General features: G+C 54.0%; 21 protein-coding genes. 12 read left to right on the top strand and 9 right to left on the bottom strand.

Features of this window, described 5'->3' with window-relative positions:
- The first annotated feature begins 200 nt into the window (after positions 1–200).
- Positions 201–1,166, top strand: a complete 966-nt coding sequence (locus IB226_RS22285) for a polysaccharide deacetylase family protein (RefSeq protein WP_192237024.1) — start codon at positions 201–203, stop codon at positions 1,164–1,166.
- Here the strand turns inward: IB226_RS22285 and IB226_RS22280 are convergent.
- A complete protein-coding gene (locus tag IB226_RS22280; protein ID WP_192237023.1) occupies positions 1,147–2,178 on the bottom strand; it encodes a glycosyltransferase family 9 protein in 1,032 nt (343 codons plus the stop codon). The two genes, IB226_RS22285 and IB226_RS22280, sit on opposite strands and share 20 nt — an antisense overlap.
- A 165-nt stretch (positions 2,179–2,343) precedes the next feature.
- On the opposite strand from IB226_RS22280, the gene IB226_RS22275 reads away from it, so the two are divergent.
- The 6 genes from IB226_RS22275 to coaD all read left to right on the top strand — a co-directional run bounded on the left by IB226_RS22275 (position 2,344) and on the right by coaD (position 8,231).
- Complete coding sequence (locus IB226_RS22275) at positions 2,344–3,333, top strand: glycosyltransferase (protein ID WP_192237022.1); 990 nt, start codon at positions 2,344–2,346, stop codon at positions 3,331–3,333.
- Between the two features lie 73 nt (positions 3,334–3,406).
- On the top strand, positions 3,407–4,483 hold the full coding sequence (gene rfaQ / locus IB226_RS22270) for a putative lipopolysaccharide heptosyltransferase III (RefSeq protein WP_192237021.1): 1,077 nt from the start codon (positions 3,407–3,409) through the stop codon (positions 4,481–4,483).
- Positions 4,476–5,609: a glycosyltransferase family 4 protein gene (locus IB226_RS22265; RefSeq protein ID WP_192237020.1), complete on the top strand. Its 1,134-nt coding sequence runs from the start codon at positions 4,476–4,478 to the stop codon at positions 5,607–5,609. Before rfaQ ends, IB226_RS22265 begins: the two co-directional genes overlap by 8 nt.
- A gap of 85 nt (positions 5,610–5,694) precedes the next feature.
- A complete protein-coding gene (gene waaA / locus IB226_RS22260) occupies positions 5,695–6,969 on the top strand; it encodes a lipid IV(A) 3-deoxy-D-manno-octulosonic acid transferase (protein ID WP_007885304.1) in 1,275 nt (424 codons plus the stop codon).
- 3 nt (positions 6,970–6,972) lie between these two features.
- Positions 6,973–7,749, top strand: coding sequence for a glycosyltransferase family 2 protein (locus IB226_RS22255; RefSeq protein ID WP_101760685.1), 777 nt, complete (start codon positions 6,973–6,975; stop codon positions 7,747–7,749).
- Positions 7,746–8,231 (top strand): pantetheine-phosphate adenylyltransferase, encoded by a 486-nt coding sequence (gene coaD, locus IB226_RS22250; protein ID WP_101760686.1) that lies wholly within the window; start codon positions 7,746–7,748, stop codon positions 8,229–8,231. The genes IB226_RS22255 and coaD overlap by 4 nt, the downstream gene beginning before the upstream one ends.
- Before the next feature lies 1 nt (position 8,232).
- Here the strand turns inward: coaD and mutM are convergent, their stop codons facing one another.
- The 4 genes from mutM to radC form a co-directional block, all read right to left on the bottom strand.
- A complete protein-coding gene (gene mutM, locus IB226_RS22245; protein WP_110868214.1) occupies positions 8,233–9,042 on the bottom strand; it encodes a bifunctional DNA-formamidopyrimidine glycosylase/DNA-(apurinic or apyrimidinic site) lyase in 810 nt (269 codons plus the stop codon).
- A 69-nt stretch (positions 9,043–9,111) separates the two neighbouring features.
- Positions 9,112–9,279 (bottom strand): 50S ribosomal protein L33, encoded by a 168-nt coding sequence (gene rpmG, locus IB226_RS22240; RefSeq protein ID WP_001051798.1) that lies wholly within the window; start codon positions 9,277–9,279, stop codon positions 9,112–9,114.
- Between the two features lie 11 nt (positions 9,280–9,290).
- Positions 9,291–9,527 (bottom strand): 50S ribosomal protein L28, encoded by a 237-nt coding sequence (gene rpmB, locus IB226_RS22235; protein WP_007885297.1) that lies wholly within the window; start codon positions 9,525–9,527, stop codon positions 9,291–9,293.
- A 243-nt stretch (positions 9,528–9,770) separates the two neighbouring features.
- Complete coding sequence (gene radC, locus IB226_RS22230) at positions 9,771–10,427, bottom strand: DNA repair protein RadC (protein ID WP_101760688.1); 657 nt, start codon at positions 10,425–10,427, stop codon at positions 9,771–9,773.
- 185 nt (positions 10,428–10,612) lie between these two features.
- Here radC and coaBC point away from each other — a divergent pair, with 185 nt between their 5' ends.
- The 3 genes from coaBC to slmA all read left to right on the top strand — a co-directional run bounded on the left by coaBC (position 10,613) and on the right by slmA (position 12,982).
- Positions 10,613–11,833: a bifunctional phosphopantothenoylcysteine decarboxylase/phosphopantothenate--cysteine ligase CoaBC gene (gene coaBC / locus IB226_RS22225; RefSeq protein WP_192237019.1), complete on the top strand. Its 1,221-nt coding sequence runs from the start codon at positions 10,613–10,615 to the stop codon at positions 11,831–11,833.
- Entirely contained in the window at positions 11,811–12,269 is a 459-nt protein-coding gene (gene dut, locus IB226_RS22220) for a dUTP diphosphatase (protein ID WP_167391166.1), read from the top strand. Before coaBC ends, dut begins: the two co-directional genes overlap by 23 nt.
- A 116-nt stretch (positions 12,270–12,385) precedes the next feature.
- Positions 12,386–12,982, top strand: coding sequence for a nucleoid occlusion factor SlmA (gene slmA, locus IB226_RS22215; RefSeq protein ID WP_008109747.1), 597 nt, complete (start codon positions 12,386–12,388; stop codon positions 12,980–12,982).
- A gap of 41 nt (positions 12,983–13,023) precedes the next feature.
- Here the strand turns inward: slmA and pyrE are convergent, their stop codons facing one another.
- Positions 13,024–13,665, bottom strand: coding sequence for an orotate phosphoribosyltransferase (pyrE, locus tag IB226_RS22210; RefSeq protein WP_008109749.1), 642 nt, complete (start codon positions 13,663–13,665; stop codon positions 13,024–13,026).
- Between the two features lie 49 nt (positions 13,666–13,714).
- Positions 13,715–14,431, bottom strand: a complete 717-nt coding sequence (gene rph / locus IB226_RS22205; RefSeq protein WP_101760691.1) for a ribonuclease PH — start codon at positions 14,429–14,431, stop codon at positions 13,715–13,717.
- 144 nt (positions 14,432–14,575) lie between these two features.
- Between rph and IB226_RS22200 the strand changes: the two genes are divergently transcribed.
- A complete protein-coding gene (locus IB226_RS22200) occupies positions 14,576–15,760 on the top strand; it encodes a NupC/NupG family nucleoside CNT transporter (RefSeq protein WP_110868217.1) in 1,185 nt (394 codons plus the stop codon).
- Positions 15,761–15,791: 31 nt separating this feature from the next.
- Here IB226_RS22200 and IB226_RS22195 read toward each other — a convergent pair whose 3' ends face one another.
- A complete protein-coding gene (locus tag IB226_RS22195; RefSeq protein ID WP_192237018.1) occupies positions 15,792–16,235 on the bottom strand; it encodes a DUF3574 domain-containing protein in 444 nt (147 codons plus the stop codon).
- Between the two features lie 156 nt (positions 16,236–16,391).
- Between IB226_RS22195 and IB226_RS22190 the strand changes: the two genes are divergently transcribed.
- The gene (locus IB226_RS22190; RefSeq protein WP_061720336.1) at positions 16,392–17,255 is read left to right on the top strand and encodes a YicC/YloC family endoribonuclease; all 864 of its coding nucleotides are present in this window, start codon (positions 16,392–16,394) and stop codon (positions 17,253–17,255) included.
- A gap of 60 nt (positions 17,256–17,315) precedes the next feature.
- Here the strand turns inward: IB226_RS22190 and IB226_RS22185 are convergent, their stop codons facing one another.
- A complete protein-coding gene (locus IB226_RS22185) occupies positions 17,316–18,245 on the bottom strand; it encodes a haloacid dehalogenase-like hydrolase (protein ID WP_192237017.1) in 930 nt (309 codons plus the stop codon).
- Positions 18,246–19,086: the final 841 nt, after the last annotated feature.

The raw sequence follows: 19,086 nt of genomic DNA, 5'->3' as shown, positions 1-19,086 counted from the left end.
TGCGCTTTGACAAAATGCTCCACCTGTCTGATTTTAAAACTCTGTTTGCCTAAATAATGCCGCGTGAATCTTAACGCAGTCTGCTAGCAAATCCGATTTTTCACGGCGCTATTTTCGCTTTAAGCATCCGCAGCAATTAGTTTTGCGTCACTGAAAAGCACAGCGTAACATTGCGATTTTATTGGCCTCAGGCGGCAAACATGATCCGGCATGCTTTCCTTATTACCATAGACACCGAAGGCGACAACCTTTGGCGCAATCATCGCTCCATCACCACTGAAAATACCGGCTATTTGCCACGCTTTCAGGCTTTATGTGAGCGCTATGGTTTTAAACCTACCTGGCTAACCAACTATGAAATGGCAACGGATCCTGCTTTTGTCGAATTCGGCAAAGATGTGATTGCACGCAAGCAGGGCGAAATTGGCATGCATCTTCACGCCTGGAACAGCCCACCGGAAGCGCCACTCACCGATGATGACTGGCGCTGGCAACCTTTTCTGATTGAATATCCCGATTCAGTACTGCGGGATAAAGTTGCTTATATGACTGATCTGCTGGAGGAGAAGTTCCAGACAAAAATGCTCAGCCATCGTGCCGGACGCTGGGCTTTTGATGAGCGCTATGCGGCGATCTTAACTGAACTGGGCTATAAGGTAGACTGCTCCGTCACACCGCGCGTTAACTGGGCCTTCACCCGTGGTGCGCCGCAGGGGAAAGGCGGCACGAACTACACTCACTTCCCGCATAAACCTTATTTTATCGATCCTGACGACATCTCACGCAGCGGTCGCTCCTCGCTGCTCGAAATCCCCATGAGCATTCAATACAAGTATTCACCGCTGATGAATACGGTCAAACAGGGTCTGTACCGCTTACGCGGCAAACAAAAGAGTCCTGCCGTTTATTGGTTACGTCCATCAGGCGGGAATCTGGCTGACATGAAACGCGTGGTTGAAATGTCGCTGGCCGAAGGCCAGGATTACGCCGAGTTTATGCTGCACAGCTCAGAATTTATGCCTGACGGCAGTCCAACGTTCAAAAACCAACAGGATATCGAGCGACTGTACGAAGATTTAGAAGCGTTGTTTAGCTGGTTAGCCCCCCGCTTCGTCGGACAGACACTGTCGGAGTATCACGACAACTTCAAACTGCAACAGGCTTAACGCTGAGTTGCTGCCATGCTTCCCATACTGCTTCTGGCGAGACATCCTGACATTCGCCCGAAGCGGTCTGCATGATCCGATATTCCCCTGACCACGGATGCCACCGGCTGGCATTGGTATCACCAAAAAACACCACCTGCTTTTTGTGCAGCCCGGCGGCAAGATGCATCTGCCCGCCATCGCTACACAGAATCTGCTCACAGCGATCAAAACCCGCCACCAGTTCGCGCACAGATGCGGTGGGATAGCGCGCCACCCGCGGCGAATTGACCAACTGCATCAGCTCATCGGTGCGTGCTGCATCGCCTTTATCATTGAGATCGAGCGTTCCCTGCGGCGACCAGAATACCAGCACGCGCGCCTGCTCATCTTCCAGCAGCTTATTGATAAAAGCCGCATAGGATTCCGCCGGCCAGCGGCGCTTTGGGCTGCGACTACTGATGTGCACGCCATAAACCTTGCCCAATGAGGGGAACAAAGCGCTGATGCGTTTGCCAGCTGCTTCACGTTCGCTGGTGGAGAGATAGAGATTCACAGCGGGTATAGCAGGCGGCGTGCTGGTTAGCGCAGAGAGATAAGAGTAGGTGTGTTCAACCTGATGCTCGCCGTGGAAATCACTTTTCTGGAACGGATGATCAAGCTGTGCGTCATTCTGAGCCGCGCCAATCACATTCCCTGCACCGGCCATTTTCGCCAATCGCAGACTGTATTTACACGGCACAGGATTCGCCAGAATGGTCGCATCAAAGCGCGTTTTACGCAGCGCCAGCATGACCTTTATTCGCTGCCAATAGACACACAGCGTGGTTTCATTTTTAGCGCGGTGCTTGGCTTTCTTGTAAACATACAGGCGATCAACATGCGGATTATGGCTCACCACATCCTCAGCAACTTTGTTTACCAACAAGGTCAGTTTTGCCTCGGGAAAGGCCCGTTTTAACCCTTCCAGTAGCGGGGTGGTACACACCATGTCGCCAATGTTATCGCGCCTAATCACGAGAATATTTTTCATGCTGATGCCCAGATTGAGGAGCGTTGTCTCGCTTATCCACTAAGACAAACTCAAAAAAAATGCGGAAAACCAGGGAACAAAAGGCTTTTGACCATTAATGTGCAAAAAGTTCTGAATTCCCTACTAATAATTGATGTAATAAATTTGTAAATTATTAGATGAACAATGTCGCAAACTATCCCTGTGCTCTCGGTCATCACGCCCCTGTTCAACGCTGGTGTGATGTTTGAGACGTTTATGAATTCGCTACTGGCTCAAACTCTCACCTCACTGGAAATTATCATTGTCGACGATGGTTCCACTGACGGTTCGGGGGAGCGTGCTGATGCTTATGCGCAGCAGCATCCCCATGTTCGTGTTATCCATCAGACCAATGGTGGCGTATCGCGCGCGCGTAATGCGGGCTTAGCGGTGGCGCGCGGTAAGTACGTTTCGTTTCCGGATGCTGACGACACCATGGATGCCGCGATGTATCAAACGCTGGTTGAGATGGCGGAGCGCGACAACCTGGATGCCGCACAGTGCAACGCGGAATGGTTTTTCAAAGCCAGCCAGCAAGTAAAACCGCTGATTCCGCTCGATCGCCTCACCAGCACCGAGGTACTGAGCGGCCCTGAGTGGCTTAATAAGGCGCTGCAAACGCATCGCTACATGCATGTGGTTTGGCTGGGCATTTACCGCCGAGAGTTGATCGAACAGCTCAAACTCTACTTTGAACCCGGCCTGCATCATCAGGACATTCCATGGACCACCGAGTTCATGCTCAACGCGCAACGTGTGCGTTACACCGATAAAGTGTTGTACTGCTACTACATGCATGATGCTTCCATCAGCAACCGTAAGCGCACCGGCCAGCGTAATGTGGAATATCAGCGTCACTACCTGAGAATCGCGCAGTTGCTGGAAGAGCTCAATGCACGCTACCGTCATAAGGTAAAAATCTACCCGGCATTTCACTACCAGATTACGCATGAGGCGCTCAGCGTCTGCCACTGTATCCGACGCGAACCCGAAGAGAGCGCACGTCAGGCGATGATTGCCGATCTGTTCGCTACGCAAACTCACCGGCGCATGCTGCGTAACGCGCGCGGTATAAAGCAATGGTATCAACTGCTGCTGTGGCTAAGCCGGATTTACCGCTGGCGCAAGAAATAAGCGCCGCGTCCGGCTTTCACGCCTTTGGGGTTTGCCTTACAATCAGCTGACTGAATTCTGAGATCATTTGAGTATGGCAAGCCCGATTCCAGACCAATTTGCACCGAAAAATATTCTGCTGATCAAGCTGCGTCATCACGGCGACATGCTGCTGACCACGCCCGCGATAAACGCGCTGCGCCAACGCTATCCTCAGGCGAACATCGACGTTCTGCTCTACAAAGAAACCCGTCCAATGCTGGAGGCGCACCCGGCCATTCGCCAGTTGCACATCATTGATCGCAACTGGAAGAAGGAAGGCGGCTGGCAGAAATTCCGGCATGAAATGGCCCTGCTTTCCGCGGTGCGCGCGTGCCATTATGACCTGGTGATTAACCTCGCCGATCAGTGGCGCAGCGCTATCATTACCGGATTCTCTGGCGCGCCGGTGCGTATCGGTTTTGCCTTCCGCAAACGTGATAACGCCTTATGGCGCTGGATGCATAACCATCTGGTCAGTACGGAAGATCATCATCAGCTGCATACGGTTGAACAGAATATGGCCGCGCTGAAGCCGCTGGGCATCAGCGCCGCCGGCGCAAAAGCCTCGATGCATTTCAGCACAGCCGATCAACAAAAAGTGCAGGATGTACTGACTCATCATGCGGTGAAAATGCCGTTTGTTGTGCTGCAACCCACTTCACGCTGGCTGTTCAAATGCTGGGAAGATGAAAAAGTCGCACAGCTAATTGATGCGCTCGCTGCCGAAGGCCGCACCGTGGTACTGACGGCGGCGCCGGACCAGAAAGAAATGGCAATGATCGCCAATATTCAATCGCTGTGTCGCAGCCACAACGTGGTGTCGCTGGCGGGAGAATTATCCTTGCCGCAGCTGGCGGCGCTGATTGACGCGGCACAGCTGTTTATCGGCGTAGATTCTGCGCCAATGCACATGGCCGCCGCGCTGGAAACGCCGTGTCTTGCGCTGTTTGGACCCACCAAGCTGCAACACTGGCGTCCGTGGGGCGATCACAATCGCGTGATCTGGGCCGGTGATTATGGCCCGCTCCCCTCGCCAGACGACATCGATACCAACACGCAACAGCGCTATCTTTCTGCCATCCCCATTGAGGATGTGGTGGCTGCCGCCCGGAGTTTTTTGCATGAGTAAGTTACGCCTGGCGATTGTCCGGCAGAAATACCGCCCAGACGGCGGCGCCGAACGCTTTATCTCGCGTGCGCTGGAAGCGCTGGACAGTGAGCAGCTCGATCTCAATATCATCACTCGCAGCTGGCAGGGCACGCCGAATCCGGCCTGGCATCTGCACATCTGCAATCCAGCGAAATTCGGTCGCATCTCGCGCGAGCGCGGTTTTGCGCGTGCCGCGCGTGAATGCTGGGAACGCGAAAAGTTCGATATTGTGCAAAGCCACGAACGCATCGCCGGTTGCGATATCTTTCGTGCGGGTGATGGCGTGCATCGCGTCTGGCTGGAGCAGCGCGCGCGCATCGTGTCACCGTGGCAGCGCTTAAGCGCCCGCCTCAGTCCTTATCATCGTTATGTGTTACAGGCAGAAGCCGATATGTTCAACGCGCCGTCGTTGAAAGCGGTGATCTGTAACTCAGAGATGGTAAAACAGGATATTTTGCGTCATTTCAGGCTCGATGCCAGCAAGATCCATGTGATTCACAACGCGATTGATAGCCAACGCTTCCAGCCAGCTAGCGAAGCGCTGCGTCATGCGGCACGTCAGCAGCTCAAACTGCCGCAGGATGCCACGGTGATGATTTACGTGGGTTCGGGCTTTGAGCGCAAAGGCTTAAAAGCGGCGATTGAAGCGGTGGCGAAAAGCGATCGCTATCTAGTGGTGGTCGGCCAGGATAAGCAGCTGTCGCGCTATCAGCAGCTGGCAAACCAGCTCAATTGCCTTGATCGCTTACGCTTCGTCGGCGTGCAGCAGGACGTGCAACCGTTCTACCATGCAGCCGATGCGCTGCTGCTGCCCACGCTTTATGATCCCTTCCCAAATGTGGTGCTGGAAGCGATGGCTTGCGGCCTGGCGGTGATCACCAGCACCGGCTGCGGCGGCGCGGAGTTTATCACCGCGGGTCAGGAAGGTTTTGTCTGCGATGCATTAGATATCAATGCGTTAAACGAAGCCGTAATGGCAACACCGGCGCTTTCACACAATTCTGCCATGGGCGAAGCCGCACGTCGCAGAATTGAACCTTATGGTCCGCAGCGGCTGGCGCAAGCGCTGACCTCGCTGTATCAGCAAGTGCTGCAGACCAGCTGACGAAGTGGTATGAGCAGGCGGTTAATTTCTGATAACATGCCGCCTTTCATCTGTTTTTTGACGCGATTCTGTCGTAACGGTAACTATGACGACTCTATACACAGCCTTGCTCTACCTGATTCAGCCACTAATCTGGTTGCGCCTGTGGCTGCGCGGTCGAAAAGCACCGGCCTATCGTAAACGCTGGGCAGAACGCTACGGCTATTGCAGCGGAAAAGTGCTGCCACATGGCATTGTGCTGCACTCGGTTTCCGTCGGCGAAACGCTGGCGGCAGTGCCGCTGGTGCGCGCGCTGCGCCACCGCTATCCAACGCTGCCGATTACCGTCACCACCATGACGCCAACCGGCTCCGAGCGTGCGCAGTCCGCGTTTGGCAAAGATGTACACCACGTTTACCTGCCCTACGATCTGCCAGGTTCGATTAACCGTTTCCTCGATACCGTCGATCCGCGACTGGTGATCATCATGGAAACCGAGCTGTGGCCCAACATTATCCGTATTCTGCATCAGCGCAAGATTCCGCTGGTGATTGCCAACGCGCGCCTGTCTGAGCGCTCGGCCAAAGGCTACAAGAAACTCGGCGGCTTTATGCGCGACCTGCTGCAGCGCATCACGCTGATTGCCGCGCAAAACGCCGAAGATGGCGACCGTTTCCTCAGCCTTGGCCTGAAACGTTCGCATCTGACCGTTACCGGCAGCCTCAAGTTTGATATCTCCGTAACGCCAGAGCTGGCGGCAAAAGCGGTCACGCTGCGTCGTCAGTGGGCGTCGCGTCGTCCGGTGTGGATCGCCACCAGCACTCACGAAGGCGAAGAGGCAATTGTGCTCGATGCGCATCGACGTCTACTGCAGCAGTTCCCCGATCTGCTGCTGATTTTGGTGCCGCGCCATCCGGAACGTTTCAAAGATGCCTGCGACCTGACGCAAAAACGCGGCTTCAGCTTTACCCTGCGCAGCAGCGGCGAAATTCCATCAAGCTCCACGCAAGTGGTCATTGGCGACACCATGGGCGAACTGATGATGCTGTACGGCATCGCCGACCTCGCCTTTGTTGGCGGCAGCCTGGTTGAGCGCGGCGGCCACAATCCGCTGGAGCCGGCAGCGCATGCCATTCCGGTGCTGATGGGCCCGCACATCTGGAACTTCAAAGATATCTGCGCCAAGCTGCAGCAGGCCGAAGGGCTGATTACCGTTACTGACGTGGTATCGCTGCAGAAAGAAGTCGCTAACCTGCTGCAGGATGACGATTATCGCCGCTATTACGGCCGTCATGCTGTGGAAGTGCTGCATCAAAATCAGGGCGCATTACAGCGTCTGCTACAGTTACTCGAACCTCACTTACCGCCGCGAGCTCACTAATTCATGTCGCAACGCCAACGTCTCTCCGTGGTGATGATCGCCAAAAACGAAGCTGAACTGCTGCCGGAGGCGCTGGCTTCTGTCAGTTGGGCAGATGAGATTGTGGTGCTCGATTCCGGCAGCAGCGACAACACGATGCAGGTCGCTCGCGAACAGGGCGCGCAGGTTTTCCAGGCTGAAGGCTGGCAGGGATTTGGCAAGCAGCGCCAGCGCGCGCAGGCCCATGCGCAAGGCGAGATGATTTTGATGATCGATGCCGACGAACGCGTTACACCCGAATTGCGTCGCGCTATCGAGCAGGTTCTCGCACAGCCCGCCTCGGACAACGTTTACAGCCTCGGTCGCAGCAACCTGTTTCTTGGCCGCTTTATGCGCCACAGCGGCTGGTATCCCGATCGCGTTATGCGCCTCTATCCGCGCAAGTTCAATTACAACGACAATCTGGTGCATGAATCACTGGAGACGCAGGGTGCGCCGGTGGTGAAGCTGGCGGGCGATCTGCAACATCTCACCTGTCGTGACCTGATGGCGTTTCAGCGTAAGCAGATGAACTATGCCGAAGCCTGGGCAAATGAGCGTTTCCAGCGCGGCAAACGCTGCGGCTTGTTCTCGATCTTTAGCCACACGCTCGGCGCATTCGTTAAAACCTTGCTGCTGCGTGCGGGTTTTCTCGATGGCAAACAGGGCTGGATTCTGGCGGTGGTTAATGCGCAGTACACTTTCAACAAATACTCGGCGCTCTGGGCGCTGCATCACACCTCAACACAAGGTCGCGTATGAGTACGAAAGCGATTTATCCCGGCACCTTTGATCCCTTCACGTTGGGTCATCTGGATATTGTGACGCGTGCAGCGAGGATGTTTGACCGCATCGTCGTGGCGATTGCCGCCAGCCCGAGTAAAAAGCCGCTGTTTAGTCTCGATGAGCGCGTGGATATGGCGCGTCAGGTGACGGCACATCTGCCGAATGTCGAGGTGATCGGGTTTAGCGACCTGATGGCGAACTTTGCTCAGGCGCAGAATGCCAATGTGCTGGTGCGTGGATTGCGTGCGGTATCGGATTTCGAATATGAGCTGCAGCTGGCGCAGATGAATCGTCATCTGTTGCCCACGCTGGAGAGCGTGTTTCTGATGCCGTCAGAAGGTTTCTCGTTCGTCTCTTCTTCGCTGGTCAAAGAAGTCGCGCGCCATGCCGGTGACGTGCAGGCATTTCTGCCTGCCGTTGTGCACAAGGCGTTACTGGCGCGACTGGCGCAGCCTTAACTCAGTGCTGGCAGCGTGGACACCAGAAGGTGCTGCGCTGACCATGTTTGCCGCTGACAATCGGCGTACCGCAGGCACGGCAAGGTTCGCCGGCGCGGCCATAAACCTGCAACTGCTGCGCGAAGTAGCCGGGTTTACCGTCCGTTTGCAGGAAATCACGCAGCGTGGTGCCGCCCTGCTCAATCGAGCGTAACAACACCGCTTTGATGGTGTTAACCAGCAGCTCGACCTCTTCCTGACTCAAACTCATTGCCGAACGATCGGGCAAGATCCCGGCAGTAAACAGCGATTCGCTGGCGTAGATGTTTCCGACGCCCACCACCACTTTGTTATCCATCAGCCACTGTTTAATCACGGTGCGTTTGCCGCGTGACTTTTCAAACAGATAGGCACCATCAAATTCGCTGCTGAGCGGTTCCGGACCGAGATGGGCCAGCACGCTGCTGCCTGCGAGGTCATTGCTCCACAGCCAGGCGCCAAAGCGACGTGGATCGGTGTAGCGCAACACTTTGCCGTTGCTCATCACTAAATCGACATGGTCATGTTTGGCGGCCGGTTGTTCGCCGGGTAGCACGCGCAGACTGCCGGACATGCCGAGGTGAATGATGATCCAGCCATGCGGTAGTTCGAGCAGCAGATATTTAGCGCGACGCTGCACGCTCAATACGGGTTGGTCGCTCAGCGCGTGGATTTCATGCGAGACCGGCCAGCGCAAACGTGAATTGCGCACCACCGCATGCAGAATCGTGGCACCCACCATGTGGGGTTCGATACCGCGACGACTGGTTTCTACCTCAGGTAATTCAGGCATCTCATCTCCTCAACGAATCGCAGAAACAAAAAACCCGGCCGAAGCCGGGTTTTTCACAGAACACTAAAATTACTTAATTTTAGCTTCTTTGTAGATCACGTGCTGACGTACAACCGGATCGAACTTTTTCAGTTCTAATTTCTCTGGTTTAGTACGTTTGTTCTTCGTGGTGGTATAGAAGTGACCTGTACCAGCAGAGGAAACCAGCTTGATCTTCTCACGAATACCTTTAGCCATGATTCAGTTCCTTAGTACTTCTCACCACGGGCGCGGATTTCGGTCAGAACCGTATCGATGCCCTTTTTATCAATAACACGCATACCTTTAGCAGATACACGCAGAGTAACGAAGCGCTTTTCGCTCTCAACCCAGAAACGGTGAGAGTGCAGGTTCGGCAGGAAACGGCGTTTCGTCGCGTTCATTGCGTGGGAACGGTTGTTACCCGTTACCGGACGCTTTCCAGTTACCTGGCAGACTCGTGACATTTCTATTCTCCAAAAATCAAATCAGCTCGAGCTTTAAAAACTAGGTTTTGGCCGCCTCGTCAGGCCTTAGCCCGCCCAGGCGAGTTCCATGTGAACCCGCTAAGCTGGCCCAAACGCCAAACCCGAGATTCTCAAAGGTGGCGTAGTATACGCCGCTCAGCCCGAGTGCTCAAGTCCCGAACAGATAAAGATCCCTCTGGATCGCGCAAAAATGCCCTATTTCTGTTCAGTTGAATCGATGAATTACAACCAACCGCGCTCGGCGAAAGAGGTAAACTCGCCGTGACCGATCACCAAATGATCAAGTAAACGGATATTGAGCAGCGCGCACGCTTGCCCGACTTTTCCGGTAATATCGCGGTCGGCGCGACTGGGTTCAGCGATTCCCGACGGATGATTGTGCGCCAGAATCACCGCCGCCGCGTTAAGTTTCAGCGCTTCGCGCACGATTTCGCGCGGGTGAACTTCCACGCTGGCAATCGAGCCGGAAAACATCTTCTGCGCCTGCAACACGCGGTGCTGATTATCGAGGAACAGCGCCATAAACACTTCGCGCTCCTGATGCGCCAGCACGCTTTGCAGGTAATGGCGCGTCACCTGCGGATTCTCCATCACGTTTTCCCGCGCCAGCTGGCTGGCAAAAAATCGCCTTCCCAGTTCCGCGATGGCATAAAGCTGCGTCATTTTGGCGCTGCCCACGCCTTTAATCTGCCCGAGTTCCTCTTTGCTGGCCGTCATAATGCGATAGAGCGAACCAAACTCGTTCAACATCTGATGCGCCAACAGCAGCACGCTGGTGCCGCTGATACCGGTACGCAAAAAAATCGCCAGCAGCTCAGCATCACTCAACACTTCAGCGCCCATTAACATCAGTTTTTCCCGTGGTGCCAGTTCCGTCATGACCATCTCCTCCCTGCGATGCGGCGATTCTGCGCGTCAGCCACCGTCAGCGCCAGCACGCGCTGAACGATTTCAGAGCCAGCCCGCAAAGGCCGCAGGCAGTGAAAAGGCGCACTGTGGATTTTGTGATAAAGTTGCCTGCATCTGCCGCCCCTGACGCGGCAATTTGCTTTGAGGCGAACAACATGACGGGATTAGCTGGAAAGAAAATTCTGCTGGGCGTGAGCGGCGGCATTGCTGCATACAAAGCGCCGGAGCTGGTGCGTCGGCTGCGCGATCGCGGTGCTGATGTGCGCGTAATGATGACCGAAGCGGCCAGGGCCTTTATTACTCCGCTGAGCCTGCAGGCGGTTTCCGGTTATCCGGTATTTGATGATTTGCTCGACCCGGCAGCCGAAGCGGCGATGGGCCATATTGAACTGGCGAAATGGGCCGATTTAATTGTGCTGGCGCCGGCTACCGCCGATCTGATTGCCCGCGTCACTGCCGGCATGGCGAATGATTTGGTCACTACCGCGAGCCTGGCAAGCGCAGCGCCGGTTGCCATCGTCCCGGCCATGAATCAGCAGATGTACCGCGCGGCGATCACGCAAGAGAACCTGCAGCGTCTGCAGCAGCGCGGCGTACTGATTTGGGGCCCCGACAGTGGCAGCCAGGCGTGCGGCGATGTGGGTCCCGGCCGCATGCTCGATCCGCTGGCGATTGTGGCGCACGCGCTTGAATGGGCTGCGCCCGTCAACGATCTGCAACATCTCAGCATTATGATCACCGCCGGTCCAACCCGCGAAGCGCTGGATCCGGTGCGTTATATCAGCAATCACAGCTCGGGCAAGATGGGCTTTGCGATTGCTGCGGCTGCGGCCAAACGCGGTGCGAAGGTGACATTAGTTACCGGCCCGGTGGCGCTGCCAACGCCAGTTGGCGTGCAACGCGTGGACGTCGACAGCGCGCTGGAGATGGAAGCGGCGGTGATGGCGCAAATCCAGCAACAACATATTTTCATTGCCAGCGCAGCCGTGGCAGACTACCGGGCGGCTAACATTGCCGCAGAGAAAATCAAAAAGCAGGGTGGCGACGACAGCGTCACGCTGCAGTTGGTGAAGAACCCCGATATTGTCGCGGGCGTCGCGGCGCTGCAGGAAAATCGCCCTTATGTTGTGGGATTTGCTGCCGAAACCCAGAATGTGGAAGAATACGCGCGGCAAAAACGGGTGCGAAAAAACCTGGATCTGATTTGTGCCAACGATGTGGCGCAGGCGGGTCAGGGCTTCAATAGCGACACCAATGCTCTTCACCTTTTTTGGCAGGAAGGAGAAAAAGTCTTACCGCTCAGTGATAAGACGCTCCTTGGCCAACAATTACTAGACGAGATTGTCAGCCGTTATGATGAAAAAAATCGACGTTAAAATTCTTGATGCACGTGTGGGCAATGAATTCCCGCTGCCGACTTATGCAACCTCTGGTTCCGCAGGCCTCGATTTACGTGCCTGCCTGGATGATGCGCTGGAAATCACACCAGGCATGACCACGCTGGTTCCCACCGGTTTGGCGATTCACATTGCCGATCCTGCTCTTGCCGCAGTGATTCTGCCGCGCTCCGGTCTTGGCCATAAACATGGCATCGTGCTGGGTAATCTGGTCGGTTTAATCGACTCCGATTATCAGGGCCAACTGATGGTTTCCGTGTGGAACCGCGGCCAGGACAGCTTCACGCTGCAGCCAGGCGACCGTTTAGCACAGCTGGTTTTCGTGCCGGTCGTGCAGGCCGAATTTAACCTGGTGGAAGATTTTGACACCAGCGACCGCGGCGCAGGCGGCTTCGGTCACTCAGGCCGCCAGTAATACGCGACACTTTTCGCTTAGCCATCTTTTTATTTCTTGTCGCCACAGGCCGCTATGTCTGTGGCAGATGAGGCAGTATTGCCTGTTTTTGGTGAATTTCAGGGGTGTTGAAGGTCATGGCAGAAAAAAAAGTCGCGAAACGGAATCGTCGCGAAGAGATTTTGCAGGCGCTGGCGCAAATGCTGGAGTCGGGCGATGGCAGTCAGCGCATCACCACCGCGAAGCTGGCCGCTAATGTCGGCGTGTCGGAAGCGGCGCTTTATCGCCACTTTCCCAGCAAAACGCGCATGTTTGACAGCCTGATCGAGTTTATTGAAGACAGTCTGATTACCCGCATCAATCTGATCCTGAAAGATGAAAAAGAGACGCTGACGCGCCTGCGTTTAATCGTGCAGCTGATTCTGGGATTTGGTGAGCGTAATCCGGGGCTGACGCGTATTTTGACCGGCCACGCGCTGATGTTTGAACAGGATCGCCTGCAAGGGCGTATTAATCAGCTGTTTGAGCGTATTGAAGTGCAGCTGCGTCAGGTGATGCGCGAGAAGAAAATGCGTGATGGTGAAGGTTTCCAGAACGACGAAACGCTGCTGGCGAGCCAGTTACTGGCGTTTTGTGAAGGGCTGTTGTCGCGCTATGTGCGCTCGGAGTTTCGGTTTCGTCCGACCGCAGATTTCGAGAGCCGCTGGCCGCTGATGGCGGCGCAGTTGGTTTAAAAGACCAGGTCGGCATAAATGCCGACCTCATTACCGAATAATTAAATCCCGTACTCTTTACGATACGCGCGCACTTTCGCCAGATGGTCAGCCATCTCCGGCTTCTCTTCCAGGTAATCAATCAGCTCAGCCAGGGTAATAATCGCCGTGACTTTGCACTTATAGTCACGTTCCACTTCCTGAATCGCCGAAATATCGCTGCGACCGCGTTCCTGACGATCCAGCGAAATCAACACGCCCGCCAATGTCGCGTTATGCGCACTGATGATATCCATTGATTCACGAATCGCGGTACCGGCGGTGATCACATCATCCACCAGCATCACTTTGCCTTGCAGCGGGCTGCCCACCAGCAAACCGCCTTCGCCGTGATCTTTGGCTTCTTTGCGGTTGAAGCAGTAAGGCACGTCACGTTCATGATGATCGGCCAGCGCCACCGCGGTAGTGGTGGCAATTGGGATGCCTTTGTACGCCGGGCCAAACAGCAGATCGAAATCAACGCCGCCATCAACGAGCGCCTGCGCGTAGAAACGGCCTAACAGCGCTAAATCGCGACCGGTATTAAACAGACCGGCATTGAAGAAATAGGGGCTTTTACGTCCCGATTTCAGGGTGAACTCACCAAACTTCAGCACCCCTTTGTTCAGGGCGAATTCAATAAACTGACGCTGCCAGGCTTTCATTTCTCACTCCTCAAATAAAGAAAAGGCGACTCTATGGTCGCCTGTTACATCAATTAGTTAGCGCCGCTTTCTGCGCCTGAATCAACTGCTCAATGCCGCCTCGCGCCAGCGCCAGCAGCTGCAGTAACTCGTCGTGGCTGAAGGGCTCACCTTCTGCGGTGCCCTGCACTTCAATCATGCGGCCGTCTTCGGTCATCACCACGTTCATGTCAGTTTCTGCGGCGGAATCTTCCACATACTCCAGATCGCACAGCGCTTCACCGCCGACGATGCCCACAGAAATCGCCGCCACCATGCCTTTCAGCGGGCTGGCTTTCAGCTTGCCCGCCGCCACCAGCGCATTCAACGCATCGGCCAGCGCCACGCAGGCGCCGGTAATAGATGCAGTACGCGTACCGCCATCGGCCTGAATCACGTCGCAATCCAGCGTGATGGTGAATTCGCCTAGCGCTTGCAAATCCACTGCTGCACGCAGTGAACGAGCGATCAGACGTTGAATCTCCAGCGTACGTCCGCCCTGTTTGCCTTTGGCGGCTTCACGCGCCATGCGGCTGTGGGTCGAACGCGGCAGCATGCCGTATTCCGCGGTGATCCAGCCTTGACCTTTGCCTTTGAGGAAACGCGGCACGCTCTCTTCGACGGTTGCGGTGCACAGCACTTTGGTTTCGCCGAATTCAACGAGCACAGAGCCTTCTGCATGTTTGGTGTAGTGACGAGTGAGTGTGACGGGACGTGTTTCAGATGCACTACGGCCTGCTGGACGCATGGTTTCTCTCCGGCTTGCTTAGGTTTGGCTGCGCATTATACGGACTTCAGCTGCGGCTGTCCCGCCCGCGATCGCCACAATCCTGGATGAAATTCTGTGGTGGCTGTGGCTAAATGCGCGTTTCCTCCCTTAAAAAGATAAATGATGATCGCGATACTCCATTTCCTGCTGGCGCTGGTGGTGATATTTGCCCTTGCGCTGTTGGTCAGCCACGACCGCAAACGCATTCGTCCCCGCTTTATTATTCAGCTGCTGGTTGTCGAAGCCGCGCTGGGCTGGTTCTTCCTGCACTCGGCGGGCGGACAATCGGTGGTCACTGCGGTGGGCGGCTTCTTTGAAACCTTATTAACCTACGCCGCGCAAGGAACCAACTTTGTCTTCGGCAATATGGCAGATCAGGGATTAGCCTTTATTTTCCTCGGCGTGCTCTGCCCGATTGTGTTTATTTCCGCACTGATCGGCATTTTGCAGCACTGGCGCATTCTGCCGCTGCTGATTCGCGCCGTAGGCACTCTGTTGTCAAAAGTGAATGGCATGGGCAAGCTGGAATCGTTTAACGCCGTCAGCACCTTGATTCTCGGCCAGTCGGAAAACTTCATTGCCTATAAAGGCATTCTCGCTGATATTTCCGCGCCACGCATGTACACCATGGCGGCGACGGCGATGTCGACGGTTTCGCTGTCGATTGTTGGCGCGTATATGTCGATGATTGATGCCAAATATGTGGTTGCGGCGCTGCTGCTCAATATGTTCAGCACCTTTATTATCCTGTCGATCATTAATCCCACCCGCCCGGAAAACGAAGAGCAGATTGCGCTGGATAAGCTGCATGAAGATCAGAGCTTCTTTGAGATGCTGGGCGAATACATTCTCGCCGGCTTTAAAGTGGCGATGATCATCATGGCGATGCTGATTGGCTTTATCGCGCTGATTGCAGCAATCAATGCGCTGTTTTCTGCGGTATTTGGCTACAGCTTCCAGCAGCTGCTTGGCTACGTTTTCTATCCGTTTGCGTGGCTGGTTGGCATTCCCTCCGCCGATGCTTTGCAGGCGGCGAGTATTATGGCCACCAAACTGGTAGCGAATGAATTTGTCGCGATGATCGAGCTGAAGAAAGTGGCGGCTGAAATGACGCCACGCGGACTGGGGATTCTGTCAGTGTTCCTGGTTTCGTTCGCTAACTTCGCCTCAATCGGCATCGTTGCCGGTGCGATTAAAGGCCTGAACGAGAAACAGGGCAATGTGGTTTCCCGTTTTGGCTGGAAGCTGGTGTATGGCTCCACGCTGGTGAGCTTGCTCTCGGCCGCGTTCGCCGGGCTGTTTATCTGATAACGCATGGCGGCTGCATGGCCGCCATTTTTTAAAACGCCACGCACACCAGTGAATCAACCCGCATCACCGATTCCTGCTCGAAGCGCTGTTTATACACATCACGAAGTTTGTTGATGCTGTCAGAACTCGCCACATCCGGAGTGTGAATCAGCATCAACGCTTTGCTGTTTTCCCGCGCCAGCTTACCGTTCTCGCCCAGCCACTGACCTTTGGCGTCATATACCGATAAACCGTCTTTGAAACGCGGCGTCACATCGTTATCGACAAACTGCTGCCATTCGCTGCTGCTGACGATGCCACCTTTCGGTTTATTCATGCCAAACCACAACGTAGTTTGCATCATCACGTCACCAGAACCGCATACCGCAACCGGCGCGGTGTTGGGCGGGATCTGATGCATTTTCGTCGACGGAGCCTGACAGCCAGCGAGCAGTAAGGTTAATAAAGCAGGAAGAACCAGAGAGCGGAACATCACTTCATCCTTTTAAGCGAACCAGCGCTAAGCATAAGTGTCTGTCGGTAAAAGAGGTAATTTTTTGTTATTCACGCTTAAGTGCGCTTATGCCTGTTAGCGTCGAGTCTGCCTCGCTATACTTCACCCAACATTTCTGAAAAAGAGAAGACGATTATGATCCGCAGTATGACCGCTTACGCCCGCCGCGAAGCCAAAGGCCACTGGGGCAGCGCCGCCTGGGAAATCCGTTCGGTTAACCAGCGCTATCTGGAAACCTATATCCGTCTGCCGGAGCAATTTCGTGGCCTGGAGCCGGTCATCCGCGAGCGCATCCGTAATCGCCTGACGCGCGGTAAAATCGAATGCAACCTGCGTTATGACGCCGATGCCAGCGCGCAAGGCGAACTGCAGCTGAATGAATCACTGGCCAAACAGCTGGTGCAGGCCGCCAATTGGGTGAAGATGCAGAGTGATGAAGGCGCGATTAATCCGCTGGATATTCTGCGCTGGCCGGGCGTGATGTCCGCGCAAGAGCAGGATCTCGATGCCATCAACGCCGAACTGCTGGTGGCGCTGGATGGCGCGTTAGATGACTTTATCGAAGCGCGTGAAAGCGAAGGCACCGCGCTGAAAGCGATGATTGAACAGCGTCTGGAAGGCGTATCGCACGAAGTCAGCAAAGTGCGCGCGCAGATGCCAGAAGTAATTAAATGGCAGCGCGAACGTCTGGTCACCAAGCTGGAAGAAGCCGAAGTGCAGCTGGAAAATAATCGCCTGGAGCAAGAGCTGGTGATGATGGCGCAGCGCACCGATGTGTCGGAAGAGCTGGATCGCCTGGATGCTCACGTTAAAGAAACCTACAACATCCTGAAAAAGAAAGAAGCCGTTGGCCGCCGCCTCGACTTTATGATGCAGGAGTTCAACCGCGAGTCGAACACGCTGGCTTCAAAATCAATTAATGCCGAGATCACGACATCAGCGATTGAGCTGAAAGTGTTGATTGAACAGATGCGTGAACAGATTCAGAACATCGAGTGATCACGCCCTCCATTAATAACGTCAAGTCCGTCATCCTACCGGCTTGACGATTAATGTGGGTTAACGATTTATTGAGCGTGCCATGCGCGTGTAAGTATGTCGGATACCGCGAATGGCAATGCTGTAAGCCATGATATTTTCAGGCAATGCCATCCCGATGTAACCGGTGTCACCAATATGATGAAGATCTGCGCCCGCCATCTTACTCATTAACGCGATTTGACGAATGGTATTCACATCTGCCCCCTCTTGCGATGTCCCGATCGCGGTCATCGCCAAAGCGCCATGCGAATGAATACATTCAATGAGTGAGGCAACTTTCTGCTGACTCATACCTGGTAGTGTGCCGGGTGCAGGCACTAACACCACATCAACCCCTTGATGCACGAACTCAGCAATATCTTGCTCGGTGAGGATGTCGCTGCCACTCTCCTGAACAATGCCAGCACCATGCATCTTACCGGTGATAATGAGTGCGCTGTTACCAACCGCCTCGCGGATCATTTTCGCCGCTTTAGCCAGCGCACGATTGCTCACACCGTTATTAGGATTGCCCGTGAGAACCAAAATTTTGGCTCCCATTTGCACCAAACGGCAGGCGTTCTCCGCTGTTGCCGCGCGCCCTGGCACCATTTGTAATCCATCAAGATGCGTGGCATCAAAATCAGGATCTACCGCTTCAAGATTGACCCCAATAATACGCCCGGTCAGCCGGCATAATTCATGTAATGTTTGTTCCGGCGCAATGTTTGCGGGCATGCCATGAATAATAGGGTTTTCACTGTCGAACATGTTGATCAATACAATATCAGCACCCTGAGAGGCCGCCAATTCGGCGTTAGTAATATTATGCAGCAAAGGTGAAGTCATGCCGATAGTTTCGCTGACTACCACCCGTCCTTCGCTGGCACGCACAGCATATATCAACGCATCTTTATCCATCGGCAGCAGCTCGGAAGCTGAGCAATCCAGCAAACGTTTATGTGTCATAGAATTTATTCTCTTTGGTAATCATCAGATTAAGACCGGGAAATCTTTGCACAAAATAACATTTAGACATTCAAAAGATATATGCCCTGATCAATTCTTTGTAAATCTCCCGCTGTAATAGGTAGCGAAAGCAATTCATGAAAAGATTATCATTATCATCAGGTAACGTAACAGAAGGTCTTAATCATTTTTAAAATGATTGCATTTTCTCGCTGTGTATAAGACATGTCTTTAATTTCAGAAAACATCTATTAAAGTATCACAAGCACCTATCTTATTAACGCTTTGATAATAAAAAGACGTTGTTTTTCTGAATATTACTTACGATATTAATATTTTACTTTTCCTATTAATTTATCGAGAATTCTGTCGCCCTTCACTTAGTGCAAAAGCAGATGTGAAAGTGAAGTTTACCGACCCGGTCACTGTAGCCATATCAACTCTGATTAGGATGACCGGCACTGCATCCGCATAATGAAATTCTTTTTCAGTGGGTAGAAAATGGCGTTATTGCGCTGGAGGGAGCGGCTCTATTAATATGGGCATGCTTCAAGCCCGTCGTAACCGGTAGCCCTCATGCAAGGCGACGCGCCTATGCGTTATGGATGATGATCTTGCCTAATGTGGCACATCTACTTTTGAGCATCCGCTCTAACAGTTAGCGCCACATGCTCTGGTATTAAGCGGTTTGCTGATTTTTCCCATGCTCAGCAACTTATTAATCCTTACGCCCAATGGGAGCGCTATCAGTTTGATGCAAACCTTCATCGTCTAATGACGTTTAACAGCACAAACGATGTCGGGCAATTAATCCAATTCAAAGTGTGGGCTGGGGAATACC

The sequence above is a fragment of the Pantoea sp. PNT03 genome (assembly GCF_014852515.1).
GTDB classification, from domain to species: Bacteria; Pseudomonadota; Gammaproteobacteria; order Enterobacterales; family Enterobacteriaceae; genus Pantoea; species Pantoea leporis.
Note: the sequence above shows the minus strand (reverse complement) of the source record. Positions and strands in the feature narration are given on the sequence as shown.